This is a genomic window from Halomonas sp. PR-M31 (assembly GCF_001039575.1).
Lineage (GTDB): Bacteria > Pseudomonadota > Gammaproteobacteria > Pseudomonadales > Halomonadaceae > Modicisalibacter.
The window spans coordinates 41,821-56,957 of sequence record NZ_JIBT01000036.1; the positions used below are offsets into that span (position 1 = coordinate 41,821).

Consider the following 15,137-nt stretch of genomic DNA (forward strand, 5'->3'; position numbering starts at 1 on the left):
GCCTGTTCCGATCCGCTGTCATCAGCCCGCTTTCGGCGGGCCTGATTTGTGGTTACCATGCACCGCTCACATTTTGTCCCATCGATGCACGAGGGTTCCCTCACCCCTCGGCGGTATAAAAAGGAATCCTTCATGCTGTTGTTGTCCGAGGCACAAAAGCGTCGCTGCTTGATAGCGCTTGTCGCCTTTCACATCCTCGTGATCGCTGCGAGCAATTATCTGGTGCAGTTGCCTTTCACGATTGCCGGCTTGCATACCACCTGGGGCGCGTTCAGCTTCCCGTTCATCTTTCTGGCCACGGATCTTACCGTCAGACTGTTCGGCAAGGGGCCGGCGCGGGTGATCATTGCCCGAGTCATGCTGCCGGCGCTGGTGGTTTCCTATGTGCTGTCGGTCATGTTCGAAAAAGAGGAGTTTCGTAGCGTCGCGGCGCTTGGCGACTTCAATCTGTTCGTCGCACGCATCGCGCTGGCAAGCTTCATGGCTTACGTGATCGGTCAGCTGCTCGATATACAGGTCTTCGATCGCTTGCGCCGCAGTGCCCGCTGGTGGGTGGCTCCAGCACTTTCAACGGTGTTCGGTAATCTTGCGGATACCTTTGCATTTTTCGCCATCGCCTTTCATCAGGGGCCAGATGCCTTCATGGCCAGCCATTGGGTGGAAATCGCCTGGCTCGATTACGCGGTCAAATTGATCATCTCGCTGACGCTTTTCTTGCCCATGTATGGCTTGCTGCTGGGGTGGTTGAGCCGAAGCCTGCTACGCTGGGGGGCAAGGCCTTCCCAGGAAGGCATTTGAGAACCTGTCTACGGTCAGCTGCGTGTCGGCCATACGTCGTTAAATTCGTTTTCAAAATACTCATTTACACCAGTAAACTCCGTTTTTTCGTCCGAATTTGCCTCGTCTGACTCTAACTCGCTAGACCGTAAACAGGTTCTAGGATATTTAGGAATGTCAATATGGGCTGAAAAGGAAGACAGCATGAGCGACTCCGTCGAACTCTACTATCAAGACAGCAGTAGGCAAGATAGCGATGGTCAGGATGGCGTGCCGTTGATCGTAATGCACGGCTTGTTCGGCAGCGCGGATAACTGGCGCTCCCATGTCAAGCAGTGGCAGCGAAAGCGCCGGGTGATTAGCGTGGACCTGCGCAATCATGGCCGCTCACCCCATGCCGAAAAGATGGATTACGCCGTAATGGCCCAGGATGTGATCGCCTTGCTGGACAAGCTTGAAATAGAGCGCTGTGATCTATTGGGTCACTCCATGGGAGGGAAGGTGGCCATCACCGTGGCTCGTCTTGCGCCGGAGCGTTTGTCCTCATTGATCGTCGCGGATATTGCGCCTGTCGCCTACGGTCATGATCACGACAGCGTCTTTGCCGCGCTTCGCCGAGTCGTGGAAGGCGAGCCCACCTCCCGCAAGGAAGCCGATGCGTTGATGGCCGAAGTCGTCGAAACACCAGCGGTACGCATGTTCCTGGCCACCAATCTGGTACGCGATGATGAGGGCGTAATGCGTCTGCGGGTAGGGCTCGATGAAATCGAGGCGGCCTATGACAACATCATTGCCGAACCGGCGGGCGAGGGCGTGTATGAAGGACCGACTCTGGTATTGCGCGGCGCCAATTCCGGCTATGTCAGTGATGAGTTCGTTCCACCGCTGAAGAAAGTGCTCCCCAGCGCCGAGATCGAGACGCTGGACGCCGGGCATTGGCTACACGCCGAAGCGCCGAAAGCGTTTCGGCAGGCGGTGAATGACTTTCTGGAAGGGCAACCAGATTAAAAGCGTTTATCTATACCTATCGAATCTCGGTTTTGTAACTGAATCGGTCAGCCCTTCCCTTGGTGGTGCGCACCTCAACGATTCTATCTCCTTGGGTGTAGGTCAGCCGTTTGAGAACGACCACAGGGGTATCTTTGGCGACATCTATCATTTCTGCGGTCTTGGGATCAGCGCCTCCCGCGGTCAGGGTTTCCTGCGCCCGGACGATGGGCACCCCATAATGATCGAATACGAGAGCGTATAAATAATCAGGGATGTGAAGTTTTTCATCTTCGAGGCCGGGCACTACAGTGGCAGGCCACCATGAATATTCCACCAGGATGGCACGCTCGCCGACGAAGCCTACCCGCTCGATATAAATTAGATCAGTGTCTTTCTCTACGCCCAGGCGTCGGCAGACATCAACCGGCCCCGGCATTCGTTTGCGTGCGGTCGTTTCCTTGTGGATGCGCACCGAGCGTCCTTCCGCATCGCCATAGGTAAAGAATCGGAATAGGCTTTTCTCGAAGTCGACTCGAGATACATAGGTTCCCTTGCCCTGATGCCTGAATAGCAGTTTTTCCCAGACTAGATTGGTAATCGCCTTCTTGACGGTTCCGGGGCTAACGCCCAGCGCCTTCGCCAACTGTGTTTCAGAGGGAATCAGATCCCCAGGTATTAGACGACCACTGCTGATAAGCGATCGAATGTGGTTCTCAACCACTCGATAGAGTGGCTTGCCTTTAGCTGTTTCCAGGGATGTCGTCTGAAACAGTTCCAAACGATCGGTGCCAGTACTCGTTTCCACTATCTCTCCTTGCGTCTTCAAAATTTTTATTTGACACCCCTACGGCTCTAGTCTAATCCTTAAGATGACTCATGTACATGAGTTGCATGACTTGGTTGGGATATGGACAGGTGGTGATCCTCGTGCCAACAACGATAAGCGAACATCCGTGCGTTGGCTTCAGCATAGATGTTAAAAGAGGAGAGGTCCGTGGAGTTATTAGAGTACTTGCCCCAGGTAGTGAGCGGCTGGAATCTGGTAATCCTTATCGTCGGCACCGTGGTGGGGCTCTTACTGGGAGCGACTCCCGGCTTGAGTCCCACCATGGCTGTTGCTCTGCTCATTCCTTTTACTTTCCAAATGGATGCAACATCCGGTCTCATCCTGCTGGGTGTGCTTTATACCTCGACGGTCGCAGGCGGCGCTGTAAGCGCCATCCTGGTCAATATACCTGGGGCGCCTGCTAATATCGCGACGATGCTCGATGGCCATCCGATGGCCAAGAAAGGGCGTGCCAATGAAGCCTTGCACTACTGCTTCATCAGCTCCGGGATCGGCGGTGTTATCGGTGTTCTGGTTTTGATCTTCTTCACGCCGATGCTGGTGGGGTTCGCCCTTAGCTTTGGCCCCTCGGAGTTGTTCTGGATCGCCATTCTGGGTATCACCGTCATTGGCTCGCTGGGAAGTGCCTCGGTACTCAAAGGACTACTTGCCGGAGCTGTCGGTATCTGGATTTCGTTGATCGGTTTCAATCCGGTCGCCGGCACCGAACGCTTCGTATTTTCAGAGCATCTGCAAGGCGGTGTGACCATCATCCCCGCGCTCATTGGCCTGTTCGCGATTCCCCAGGTTTTCCAGATGATCGAAGACGCCAAACGCGGGCTTAGCGGCGAGACCTTTGGCATGGAACAGCGCTCTGTCCTGACTTCGTTGGTTTATAACCTGTCGAAAGTTCGTGCTTTGAGCATTGGTAGTATCGTCGGGACGGTGGTCGGCCTCATCCCCGGTGCCGGTGGCCAGATCGCCGGCCTGATCGCCTACGATCAAAACAAGAAATTCAGCAGTGACCCCGATGCTTTCGGCAAGGGCGAACCCGAAGGAGTCATTGCTTCCGAGAGCGCCAACAATGCGATGGTCGGTGCTTCCCTGGTGCCCATGCTGTCACTGGGCATTCCTGGTAGTCCTACGGCCGCGGTATTACTGGGTGGGCTGTTGATCCAGGGGTTGTTTCCCGGCCCCGGCCTGTTTACCCAACACGCCGAGGTGGCTTGGACGTTCATGGGCGCATTGCTGGTCAGTCAGATTCTCATGGTGGTGTTCGGCCTCTACATCAGCCGTTTCAGCAAGTATGTCATTCGTGTTCCGAAATACTACATGGCGGCCGCAGTGACGGTTCTAGCGGTCTTCGGCACCTATAGCGTACAGAACAGCGTGTCCGATGTGATCATCATGATGGTTCTGGGCACCGCCATGTACTTCGCCATGCGTTTTGGTTTCAGTCCCGGCCCAGTGGTGCTCGGCATCATCCTCGGCCCGATCGCTGAGACGAACCTCCTTCAGGGACAAATGATCGCGCAGGCCATGGATGGCACGTTCCAGTATTTCTTCACTGGGAGCATCAATATGCTGTTGATCGGTTTGTGTGTGCTGTCGATAGGTTATAGCGCCATCGCCGAACTCAAGGCACGGGCGCGTCGGCGTCAGTCGACTGGACGTACTGTGGAGATTGACCCATGAATGATCGTCGCCATCTCTTAACCGTCATAGCCACATTGCTATTTGCCATCGGTCTTGCCGTTGTCTCTTTTTTGCCAGATGTCTCGGGCTATAAATTTCCGCAAATGATCGCGTTGTCGATCGTCGCGATCGCCGCGATCATGGTTCTGCTGGCACTGATCCCGAAGAAGCCGCTCACCAAGGTCGATGAGGAATCCATACCCTGGGGAAGCATCTGGCCGCTACTGCTGATTCTCGTTGGATTTCTGGTCATCATGGAACGACTGGGATTCTTCGTTACCTCTTTCATCGCCTTCTTCCTGATCGTGATGATCTACTCCCCGCAGCGTTTGGGATGGCGCGGGGCCATTAAAAGCGGTGTGATTGCGGCCATTTTCATGGCGGTGCTCTATCTTGTATTCGTCTCATTGCTCAGTGTTCAGACCCCGCAGGGGCTGCTGATCTAACGATGTGCATGACTAAAACAACACCCGAGAAGGGAAAGGAGAAAGACGTGAATACAAAAAACCTGCTCCAGAAAACCAAGATACTAGCCGGCACTCTGGCCAGTACGGCGGTGCTAATATCGAGCACATCCATTCTGGCTGCCGACGATTTTCCCACACAGCCGTTGAATATGACGGTCTCTTACTCGGCCGGTGGCGCGACGGACTTCCAGGCACGCATCGCTACCTCAAAGGCGGAGCAATATCTTGGGCAGCCGGTCGTGATCGTCAACCGCCCAGGCGCCGGTGGTCAGGTAGGCTGGAACTATCTGGTGCAGAAGGGCGGGAAGGAAGGCTACGACCTGGCTGCCTACAATGTCCCGCACTTCATTGCCCAATCTTTGATATACGATACTTATTACGACATCGATAATCTTGAGCCGGTCGCCAACTGGGGAGCTGATCCCGCTGTGTTAATTGTCGGTCAGAACAGTCAGTTCGAGACGGTGGATGATCTGGTTGACTATGCAAAGGAAAATCCGGGCAAGGTTACCGTCTCCGGCGCAGGCCTTTTCGTCGGCCACCATATCGCCATGTTGCAACTGGAAGCCGCCGCCGACATCGATCTTCAATATATACCTACTCCCGGTGGTGTCGATGCCCTGCGTTTCGTGCAAGGGGGGCAGGTAATGGCCGGGTTCAACAATCTATCCGATGCGTATCGTAGTCAGGATCGTATCAAGATCCTGGGGGTCGCAGATCAGCAACGTAGCGATAAGTTTCTTCCCGATGTACCCACCTTCCAAGAGGTGGGCTATGAGGTCGATGATTCCAGCGTGAACTTCCGAGGCGTCATGGCTCCTGCCGGTGTACCCGAGGAACGCTTGAAGATGCTGTCCGATGCGATGGTCGAGATGTTCAACGATGGAGAAATCCAGACCAAGATGGAGGAGGGTGGTTCTCCAATGCGCGTGATGGGACGAGAAGAACTGAAAGAGATGTGGGCGAATCGCCAGAGCTATCTGAAAGAGCTGTTTTCCAATCTTGATCAGGAGGAGCTTGAAAAAGCGAAGTAGCGATTCGAAACACGGCTTGTTTCTGTGAGCAGGGCCGTGTTCAGGGTGCAGTGGCGAGAGCGCTGCACCTTGAATTTTCTGCGAAGTTCAGCGTCATTGATCGACATTTGGCGGTAGGACATAGCTGAATCACAGAATAATGGTATTTCAACTCGTGTACATGAGATGCACAAGTCGTCCAAAATCATGGAGCAAACTCATGGTAAGCAGCATGCACATCAACCAGACGCAGGAAGCCGACGATGCAAAGGCTATCGTCGATTCGCTGCTGGAACGGGCTCGCGCTGCCCAGGCGCAATACGCTCGATACGATCAGCAGCAGGTTAATGAGGTCGTAACCGCCGTTGCCTGGGCCCTGGTTCAGCCTGAACGCAATCATCAGATTTCGGAATTGGCAGTCAAGACCACCGGTCTCGGCAACGTCGACGACAAGATCGCCAAGAATCGCCGCAAGACGATAGGCTTGCTACAAGATCTTCAGCAGGCGAAGAGCGTCGGTGTCATCCAGGAGTTGCCGGAATTAGGCCTGGTGGAAATCGCTCGTCCCGTCGGTGTGGTCGGCGCTATCGTGCCCTCCACCAATCCTGCGGCGACCCCGACCAACAAGACCATCAATGCGCTCAAGGGGCGAAATGCGATCATTCTCGCCCCTTCGCCCAAAGGGCAGGACACCTGTACCTTGTTGCTTGAGTACATCCATGCCGAGCTCGATCGGGTAGGCGCACCACGCGATCTCGTGCAGCAACTACCTGCGCCGATCAGCAAGGCGACGACCTATGAGCTGATGCGTCAGGTGGATCTAGTCCTGGTCACCGGTTCGCAGAACAATGTCAGAGCCGCCTATTCCAGCGGTACCCCAGCGATCGGGGTCGGAGCAGGCAATGTGCCGGTCATCATCGATGCATCGGCCGATCTCGAGGATGCAGCCCAGAAGATCACTGCCTCTAAGACCTTCGACAACGCCACGAGCTGCTCGTCCGAAAACAGCCTGGTGATTCTCGACGCAGTCTATACCCAGGCCATCGAGGCCTTGGGGCGCTGTGGCGGTGTGCTTCTCGACGCGGATGAAAAGCAGCAATTGGAAGAGGCGATGTGGGTGGATGGAAATCTTAGCCGGCATGTCATCGCCAGATCGGCTCCCGAGATCGCCAAGATCGCCGGGCTCACGCGAGCCGAGCTGCAATCGGCCAAATTTTTCATGGTCGAGGAGCAACACGTCGGCAAGGCATACCCGTTCTCGGGTGAAAAGCTCTCCCCGGTGTTGGCCATTTACCATGTCAAGGACTTCGATGACGCCTTCGAGCAAACCCGGCAATTGCTCGAACATCAAGGCAAGGGCCACTCCTGTGGTATTCACACGGCCGACGATGCGCATATACAGCGGCTAGGGCTGGAAATGCCGGTGTGCCGCGTCATCGTCAACCAGGCGCATGCTTTTGCAAACGGTGGCAGCTCCAATAATGGATTGCCAGTTTCGCTTTCCATGGGCTGTGGAACCTGGGGAGAGAACAGCATTTCAGACAACCTGAACTATCGCCACTATCTCAATATTACCCGCATCGCCCGCACGATCCCGCCGCGGGAAACGAGCGAAGAAGAACTTTTTGGCGCCTATTTGCAAAAGCATGGCCTTGGCGATCACTGACATCATCGCAGCGAACGGGGAGTACTTATATCATGACAGTACAAAAACTAATCGCCACTCATGCCGCCGATTCTGGCGACAAAATCTTTTTGATCGCGCCGGAAAGCGGTAAGCACCTCTCCTTCTCGCAGCTTCGTGACCGTGTCAACGAGGTGTCGGCTCATCTTGATGCGATGAGATGCGAAGCAGGGGAGCATGTGGCCTTGTTCATGGACAATGGCCAATGGACAGCTACGCTGTTTTTGGCGCTGATGGCCAGCGGGCGTGTCGTGGTACCGCTCAACGCGATCGCCGGCGATGCTCAACTTGAATATGTTTTAGCGCATTGCGATGCAAACTTTCTGTTCGCTTCGCCGCTATACCTAAAACGAGCTCGCGCGCTTGGCGAAAAAGTCGAACGCTCGATCAGCGTCATCACTGCCTGTCCGGACCAAGGGCCGCAATGGCTAACGAGCGTCGATCACCCCAAGGCGGCTCTTACCGACATCGACCCTGAAGCTGCGGCGCTGTTGATGTACACCTCGGGGACCACAGGCAAGCCGAAGGGGGTTCTGCTTAGTCACCGCAACGTGATTGCCGGCGGCATGAATACCGTGGAGGCACATGCATTGTCCAGAGAAGATCGGGCGCTTTGCGTACTGCCGCTTTATCACATCAATGCCGAGATAGTTACGCTGATCGCGCCGCTGATCAGTGGTGGTAGCGTAGTAATGCCGCATCGTTTCAGCGCAGGGGCATTCTGGCCACTGATCCGCGATCACAAGTGCACCTGGTTCAGCGTAGTTCCCACCATCGTTGCGTATCTGCTGGAGCAAAGTGAACGCCATAATGTCATGGTACGCGGCAATCCTGATTTTTCTCATGTCCGTTTCGGACGTTCAGCTTCAGCCGCCCTTTCGGCATCCAGTCATAAGTCCTTCGAACAGGAGTTTGGCATTGCGTTGATCGAGACTATGGGGTTGACCGAGACGGCTGCTCAGATCCTCTCCAATCCGTTACCGCCCTTTCAGGTGCAGTATGGCTCTCCGGGCATTGCCTATCGCAACACCGTGAAGGTCGTCACTGAAAATGGTGAAGAGGCGCCGCGCGGTGAGAGTGGCGAACTGATGGTGCGTGGCGACAATGTGATGCTGGAATACTACAAGAATCCTGAGGCTACTCAGGGGGCACTGGACACAGAAGGGTGGTTGCACACCGGGGATCTGGGTTATCAAGACGAAGAGGGTTTTTTCTTTATCACCGGACGACTCAAGGAGCTCATCATCAAAGGAGGCGAGAATGTTGCCCCCCGGGAAATCGACGACGTCTTGTTGAAACATCCCGCCGTACTGGAGGCAGCGGCATTCGGTATCGAGGACAAGCACTATGGCCAGGAAATTGTGGCGAGCGTGATTTTTAAAAGCGGAAAGCATGCAAGCAAGGAAGAGCTTATCGAGTTCTGCAGCAAGGACCTCGGCGAATACAAAGCTCCACGGAACATTCATGTCGTGTACTGGCTGCCTCGAGGGCCCTCCGGCAAGGTACAAAGGTTGAAAATCGCCGATATGCTCGATGAATTGATGATAAACAAGAGCGAGACAATCGGCCGCACCTGAAGTGTTTGAGCCGCGCTTAACGGTTAGCCGGCTCAGGAAGTTGAATGCTAGGCCCTGGGAGGATAAGTCATGTCGTTCATGATCAAACGCATTCTTTATGCTACCGATTTGGGTCCACATGGACCCAAGGTGTTTCGCTGCGCCATCAGTATTGCCGAGAAATACGGCGCCTCTATCCATGTTTTACACGTCATCGATGAGCCGTCTATTCTTCGCAACAATATTGCAGAGCGATATATCTCGGATTCCGTGCTGGGAGGTTATCGTGAATCCACGCTCGAGGAAGCCGTCGTTGAAATAAAACGACGTCTTCATCAATTCAGTCAGTCTGCCCTGGAGTCCGAGGAGACGTCTTATGCACATGTTTCCGAAATCAATGTGATGCCTGGCCGGCCGGGAAGGGTGATCCTTGCAGAAGCGGAGCGCATCGATGCCGATTGTATCGTACTGGGTTCCCGTCGCTACTCGGGCATGAGTGATGTGATCATCGGATCAGTAGCGAGAAAGGTGACGCTCAAGGCAACGCGACCGGTATTTCTCTTTCCTATCTGAAAAGACTTCAGACGCGACGTCATTTACTCTAGGGATGGTCGAAAAGGTATGGCTTAGGCCAGCGGCCGAACCTCGACCTGTTCTGGTTGGCGGGTCAGAAAGCGATTAAGAATCTTGTAAGTATCCACATCGAAACGCGCTTTTTGTGTGCTCAGGGAGACCAGCTCAGACTCGTCGAGCCGTTCAAGGCTGCCCAGATAGCACCAATGGTCCACCACATGCCAGACCTGCTTCCCGTCCTGGGCGGTCTCGCCGAATGCCACTCGCCCCGGCCAGGCCCATTGCTGAACTCTTAAACGCTCGAGTGCTGCCTGGGCACGACTGGCGTGGGCTTGCAGAGATTCCTTGCCGCAGCAGGCGCCGGCGCAGCGGCCCAATTGCTGCGCAAAACAGCGCCCCTTGCCACTGGTCAAGCCGAGTACCTGAGGGCACAGACGATACTCCTCGGCAATCTGGCTCAAGGCATTGCGCGCATCCTTGCGCGTGCGAAACAGGCCATAGAGTGTCAGTTCGTGAGATAAGTTGATGCTGTCATCGTCGACCAGCCAGGGTGCAGGCTCATCTTCCGGCCAATGCCAGCTGACCAGACGGCTCTGGCGCCGCAGCTGGCGGTTGTGTACCGGCATCAATTCCTTGATCAGCCGCGCCTCGAGTAGCTGTGCCCCCAGATCTCCCGCGGTTTCATGCCACTCCAAATCGTGAATCTGTTGACTTAGCCGCATCTCCCGATCGTTACGATGATCGCTGTTGAAGTGGCTGAGCACCCGGCTGCGCAGATTGACGCTCTTGCCCACGTACAGGATGGCGCGATTTTCACCGTAAAACAGATAGACGCCGGGACGTTCCGGCAAGGATTGCAATCGAGCAGGGTCGAGATGCGCTGGCAGGCTGGCCTGACGCAGCTGGGCACGAATCAGGGTCTCGAGCTGTGCTTCTTCATGCTGTTGCTGCCAGTATTGCCAAAGTGCCAGCATTGCCCGCGCATCACCCTCCGCCCGGTGGCGGTCGAAGTCGCCGAGGCCATGGCGTTTGAGCAGCGCATCGAGATTGTGATGGCGCTGCTGGGGCGCCAGGCGGCGGGATAGCTTGAGAGTGCAGATCACACTGGCGCTGTAATCCAGTCCGGCGCGTTTGAATTCATTGCGCAGAAAACCGTAATCGAAACGCGCGTTGTGGGCCACTATTGCATCACCGTCGAGCCAAGCGAACAGCTCGTTGGCCAGCGCCTCGAAGGTGGGGGCGCCGTTCACCATGGCGTCGTCGATACCGGTGATCTGCTGTATGTGCCTCGGGATATCCGTCTGCGGATCGACCAGCGTGGTAAAGCGCTCGATGACTTGGCCATCAATGACGCGCAGGGCGGCAATTTCAGTGATTCTATCTCGGGTGGTGCGGGTGCCGGTGGTTTCCAGATCGATAAAAACGAGCGGACGATCATTCATAAACGTGGCGCAGTTTCCTTGCCGGGTGTGGCGATAACCTTCATGAGCGTGAGCAACCTTATGTCATCCTTGCGGAGAAGGAATGTCCTGGAACAGTTCTCCATCGATGTCGACCGCAAGGCGTCTGGCCGAGGTTGCTGTTTCGATCAGACCGCGACGTAGTAAATAGGTTTCAAGCCGCTGATAACGCTGTCGTTGTAACGTGATAGGACGCAACGCCAGGTAGCGCAGCACGTCCGGCCAGGCTTGCGCATTGGCTGGGGTATCGATACCCGGTTCTGCCTTGCGCACCAGCTCCCAGCCTTGCTCGGGATGATTGATAAGCCACAGAGTGGCTTTCTCCACCGCATTGAAAAACCGTCCGATATCTCGTCGGTGCCGACTCAGCACATTCCGATTGGCGACAACGATCAGTTCGTCATAGGCCGGTAGATCGCTTTCATCGACCATGAACTCGTTGACGACGATGCCCTGCTGGGCCAGCTGACGACGATCCACATGGCGCATGGTGCCGATGACCGCATCGACCTCTTTATTGGTCAGCGCCGATATGAGGCCGAAATCCACATGCTGCAGCGTGATGTCACTCAGGCTTATGGACTGATCCTTGAGCATGGCATCGAGCCATATTCGGGCCGGCCCCTCGTGCACGTAGCCAACCGTCTTGCCCTTCAATTGCGATAGCCGTTCGATCCCCGCGTTTCGACGAGTCAGTAAGGTGGCAAGAGGCAGCGGTACCAGTGCGCCTACGCGAATCAACGGCAAATTCTGTTTGACCAATAGATGCAGCTGCAACTGAGAGGTCAATGCCAGCTCGGCCCGTTGAGCAGCGACCAATTTGGCCGCAACGCTCGGGTCTGCCGGTGTGATCAATGTGACATCCAGATTTTCCTGATCGTAAAGATTGCGCTCTCGGGCCACGATCAAAGGAGCATGATAAGGCGTCAGATACCAATCGAGCACCACCCGCAGGGATCGATAAGGGGGTGGGGACAGGGGTTCCGGCGTCTTGTCAGTCACGGATGGCTGCCCTTGCACCTGAGGATGTGCAGGATTGCGAACCACTGAAATATCAGTGGTCGAGGGCGTTTGCGATATGATGAGGTTATCTGTCGTCGTTGCAGAGGCTTTGACGGTATTGCTGCTATGTACTTGTACGGCGGTAACCACAGCAGCCATCAGGACGAGTATTACGGCAATCACCAATTTGTGACGCAGTTTCAGCAACATCGCGTTCTCATCTAGTGGATATCTCCCGAGACCAGGCCCGGCGATTATTAGTCTAACCCTGGGATTACTGCATGCCCAGCATAGGTGATGCTAGGCTCAGCGCCTTAATTCGTTTTGTATTTTGAGTTTGAGGTATGCAATGCATCGGCGGTTTGCCGATATGGCATACTTATTCCCCCATTTTTCGTGTTGCCGTCATGGATAGTATCAATACTCTCTTTCTGTTCACCGGTTCGCTGATTGCGCTCAGCGTGCTGGCTAGTCGTCTTTCCTCCATATTTGGTTTGCCACTTTTGGTTATCTTCCTTGCGGTCGGAATGCTCGCGGGCGAAGACGGCATCCTGGGCATCGAGTTCGACAGCTACTCTCTGGCGTTCATCATCGGCCATCTGGCGCTGGCGATGATACTGCTCGATGGCGGACTGCGAACGCGCATGAAGACCTTTCGTGTCGGGCTCAAACCGGCGTTATCCCTTGCAACGTTAGGTGTTTTCATCACCAGCGGGGTGGTCGGGATTTTTTCAATGTGGTTCTTCGAACTGAGCCTCACGGAAGGATTGCTGGTGGGGGCAATCGTGGGGTCCACGGATGCGGCCGCGGTTTTTTCGATGCTGCGCGGACAGGGTGTCAGTCTCAACGAACGGGTCAGCGCCACTCTGGAAATCGAATCCGGCACTAACGATCCGATGGCCATATTCCTGACCATCACCCTGGTCGAGATTCTGGTTGGCGATATCGGCGGTTTTCTCGAAACACTATTGATGTTCGTCAAGCAGTTTGGTCTGGGGCTAGCGATTGGCGTCGGCGTTGGCTGGCTGTCCGGTCGCTTATTAAGAGTCATGGACCTGGCCCCGGGGCTTTATTCCCTGCTGGCGCTCGCTCTTGGTTTTTGTGTATTTGGCCTTACCAGCGCCCTTGGCGGCAGCGGCTTTCTGGCGATCTACCTGACTGGATTGATGATCGGCAATCAGCCGGGACGGCATCTCAATTTCATCTTGCCAGTACACGATGGCCTGGCCTGGCTGAGCCAGATCGGGTTGTTCCTGGTACTGGGGATGCTGGTCACGCCAAGCGAGATGGTCGAGTACGGCGTTCCCGGCGCGCTACTGGCCCTGGTGCTCATCTTCATTGCGCGCCCCTTGGCGGTCATTCTGGTCATCAAGCCCTTTTTCAGCTTTCGCTGGCGCGAGGTCTCGTTCATCTCCTGGGTCGGGTTGCGGGGGGCGGTGCCAATCGTTCTTGCCATCTTCCCGGTGGTGGGTGGCGTCGAGAACTCGGCACTCTATTTCAATGTTGCCTTCTTCGTGGTGCTGATATCGCTTTTGACCCAAGGAACGACACTTTCTATCATGGCCCGCTGGACCCGGGTCGAAGTGCCGATCAGCGTTGTGCCCAATCATCGTGGTCCTCTGGGCATACTGCCGGAAAACGATTTCGAGATGTTCGTTTACGAGGTCAACAACGAAGCACTTGAAGACGTGCCGATCCGCTTGCTGCGATTTCCTTCCGGGGCTCTGATCTCGGCTCTGTTCCGTCAACATGTCATGCTGCACCCCAAGGGGAGCACGCTGTTGAAGATCGATGACGTGATCTGCGTCATCGGACGTAGCGAAGATCTTCCGGCACTCAATCGGCTTTTCAATGGTGAGGCTCGCCTCAAGCGCGAACGCGCGTTCTTTGGTACCTTTACTCTTGATGGCGCCGCACTCATGAGCGATGTCGCCAGCGCCTACGGACTCACCTTGAGTCCCGGCGAGCAGCACATGACCTTGAGTGAATTCATTTCACTGCGAGTGGGCGGTCATCCCGTTGTCGGCGACGATGTCGGTTGGCATGGTATTCATTGGGTCGTCAGTGTCATGGAAGGCAACAAGGTGACTAAAGTGGGGTTGAGACTATATCAATAACTTTCACGCAGTCTATTACTCAGCCATCAGAGGAGCCCTTGACTACCAACCTCTTTACATCGTCTTCTGTTCCTCATGTTCGACGCATCCTGATTATCTGTCGATCACTGAAGGTTGGGGGTATCGAAAGGGTCAGTGTCGAGCTCGCCAATGCGCTCGCTCACAGCGGCCATGAGGTACATCTGCTGCGCTTGAAGGCGCCTTTGGAATTAACGCCGACACCCAGCGTCAGTTTGCATCTAAAGGATCTCGACAAGCAGCTGCGTCAATCGATCCCTGGAGCACTCTATAATCTGCTGACGCGGCTAATACTGGCGCCACTGCTACCGGGGTCGGGCTTTCTATGGCGTGGCCTTGCCACGAGCCGTCTGCTCAAGGGTCAGGTGAAGGCGCTGGAAGCGGAGCATGGTCCTTTCGATCTGATCGTGACCCGCGGGCAGGGCGCCTTCGAGCAGCACTGGCGCTGGCAAGATCCAAGGCTGTGGCAAGTCGTCGAATCATGGCCAGGTGGCCAGGCACCCGGTTGGCTCGAGCGCCTGTACCTTCGCTGCCTGCATGATGGCAAACAGATCGTCTGTGTTTCACCTAGCGTGCGCAGGCGGCTCGTCCAGTTGCTCGATGGCATCGATGTCCGGCCCGAAGCCATCACCGACATTCCCAATCCCTGCGATATCGAAGCGATCCGCTTGCTTGCCTGGCAGGGAGAAGTACCACATCCGCGCCCCTATATCGTGCATGTGGCGCGGCTTTCCAGAGTCAAACAACAATCAATGTTGATCCGGGCTTACGCTCGAGCGGAACTTGACGAGGACCTGGTTATCGTCGGCGAAGGGCCAATGCGCAAGCATCTCGAAAAACTGATTAGCGAGCTTGGCCTTGAAGAGCGGGTATATCTGGTCGGCCAGCAGACTAATCCTTATTCATGGATGTGCCATGCACGTCTGTTCGTGCTCTGCTCGAGTTCTGAAGGGCTTGGC

Annotated in this window: 13 protein-coding genes; 10 read left to right on the forward strand and 3 right to left on the reverse strand. The window is 55.4% G+C overall.

From position 1 onward, the window contains the following. Nucleotides 1–132 precede the first annotated feature (132 nt). Together CH74_RS11230 and CH74_RS11235 are read left to right on the forward strand one after the other, a co-directional pair. Nucleotides 133–798, forward strand: a complete 666-nt coding sequence (locus CH74_RS11230; RefSeq protein ID WP_048307554.1) for a 7-cyano-7-deazaguanine/7-aminomethyl-7-deazaguanine transporter — start codon at nucleotides 133–135, stop codon at nucleotides 796–798. A gap of 183 nt (nucleotides 799–981) precedes the next feature. Further along, complete coding sequence (locus CH74_RS11235; RefSeq protein WP_048307555.1) at nucleotides 982–1,785, forward strand: alpha/beta fold hydrolase; 804 nt, start codon at nucleotides 982–984, stop codon at nucleotides 1,783–1,785. A gap of 16 nt (nucleotides 1,786–1,801) precedes the next feature. Here the strand turns inward: CH74_RS11235 and CH74_RS11240 are convergent, their stop codons facing one another. After that, nucleotides 1,802–2,572, reverse strand: coding sequence for a GntR family transcriptional regulator (locus tag CH74_RS11240; protein ID WP_053070727.1), 771 nt, complete (start codon nucleotides 2,570–2,572; stop codon nucleotides 1,802–1,804). A 189-nt stretch (nucleotides 2,573–2,761) separates the two neighbouring features. Between CH74_RS11240 and CH74_RS11245 the strand changes: the two genes are divergently transcribed. The 6 genes from CH74_RS11245 (at nucleotide 2,762) to CH74_RS11270 (ending at nucleotide 9,581) form a co-directional block, all read left to right on the forward strand. Beyond that, nucleotides 2,762–4,288 (forward strand): tripartite tricarboxylate transporter permease, encoded by a 1,527-nt coding sequence (locus tag CH74_RS11245; protein ID WP_048307557.1) that lies wholly within the window; start codon nucleotides 2,762–2,764, stop codon nucleotides 4,286–4,288. Then, a complete protein-coding gene (locus CH74_RS11250; RefSeq protein ID WP_048307558.1) occupies nucleotides 4,285–4,734 on the forward strand; it encodes a tripartite tricarboxylate transporter TctB family protein in 450 nt (149 codons plus the stop codon). Before CH74_RS11245 ends, CH74_RS11250 begins: the two co-directional genes overlap by 4 nt. A 47-nt stretch (nucleotides 4,735–4,781) precedes the next feature. Beyond that, nucleotides 4,782–5,789, forward strand: coding sequence for a tripartite tricarboxylate transporter substrate binding protein (locus CH74_RS11255; protein WP_216594753.1), 1,008 nt, complete (start codon nucleotides 4,782–4,784; stop codon nucleotides 5,787–5,789). A gap of 199 nt (nucleotides 5,790–5,988) precedes the next feature. After that, nucleotides 5,989–7,434, forward strand: a complete 1,446-nt coding sequence (locus tag CH74_RS18280) for an aldehyde dehydrogenase family protein (protein WP_048307559.1) — start codon at nucleotides 5,989–5,991, stop codon at nucleotides 7,432–7,434. A 32-nt stretch (nucleotides 7,435–7,466) separates the two neighbouring features. Beyond that, nucleotides 7,467–9,029 carry an AMP-binding protein gene (locus CH74_RS18285; RefSeq protein ID WP_048307560.1) on the forward strand — a complete coding sequence of 521 codons (1,563 nt, stop codon included), beginning with the start codon at nucleotides 7,467–7,469 and terminating at the stop codon, nucleotides 9,027–9,029. Between the two features lie 69 nt (nucleotides 9,030–9,098). After that, nucleotides 9,099–9,581 carry a universal stress protein gene (locus CH74_RS11270; protein WP_048307561.1) on the forward strand — a complete coding sequence of 161 codons (483 nt, stop codon included), beginning with the start codon at nucleotides 9,099–9,101 and terminating at the stop codon, nucleotides 9,579–9,581. A 53-nt stretch (nucleotides 9,582–9,634) separates the two neighbouring features. Here CH74_RS11270 and CH74_RS11275 read toward each other — a convergent pair whose 3' ends face one another. Both CH74_RS11275 and CH74_RS11280 read right to left on the reverse strand, forming a co-directional pair. Beyond that, a complete protein-coding gene (locus CH74_RS11275; protein ID WP_048307563.1) occupies nucleotides 9,635–11,023 on the reverse strand; it encodes a 3'-5' exonuclease family protein in 1,389 nt (462 codons plus the stop codon). Between the two features lie 63 nt (nucleotides 11,024–11,086). Beyond that, the gene (locus CH74_RS11280) at nucleotides 11,087–12,043 is read right to left on the reverse strand and encodes an ABC transporter substrate-binding protein (protein ID WP_048307575.1); all 957 of its coding nucleotides are present in this window, start codon (nucleotides 12,041–12,043) and stop codon (nucleotides 11,087–11,089) included. Between the two features lie 407 nt (nucleotides 12,044–12,450). Between CH74_RS11280 and CH74_RS11285 the strand changes: the two genes are divergently transcribed. Together CH74_RS11285 and CH74_RS11290 are read left to right on the forward strand one after the other, a co-directional pair. Next, on the forward strand, nucleotides 12,451–14,160 hold the full coding sequence (locus tag CH74_RS11285) for a potassium/proton antiporter (RefSeq protein ID WP_048307576.1): 1,710 nt from the start codon (nucleotides 12,451–12,453) through the stop codon (nucleotides 14,158–14,160). Nucleotides 14,161–14,198: 38 nt separating this feature from the next. Continuing rightward, nucleotides 14,199–15,137, forward strand: a 939-nt coding sequence (locus tag CH74_RS11290; protein ID WP_156181495.1) for a glycosyltransferase, incomplete at its 3' end; no start/stop codon positions are given.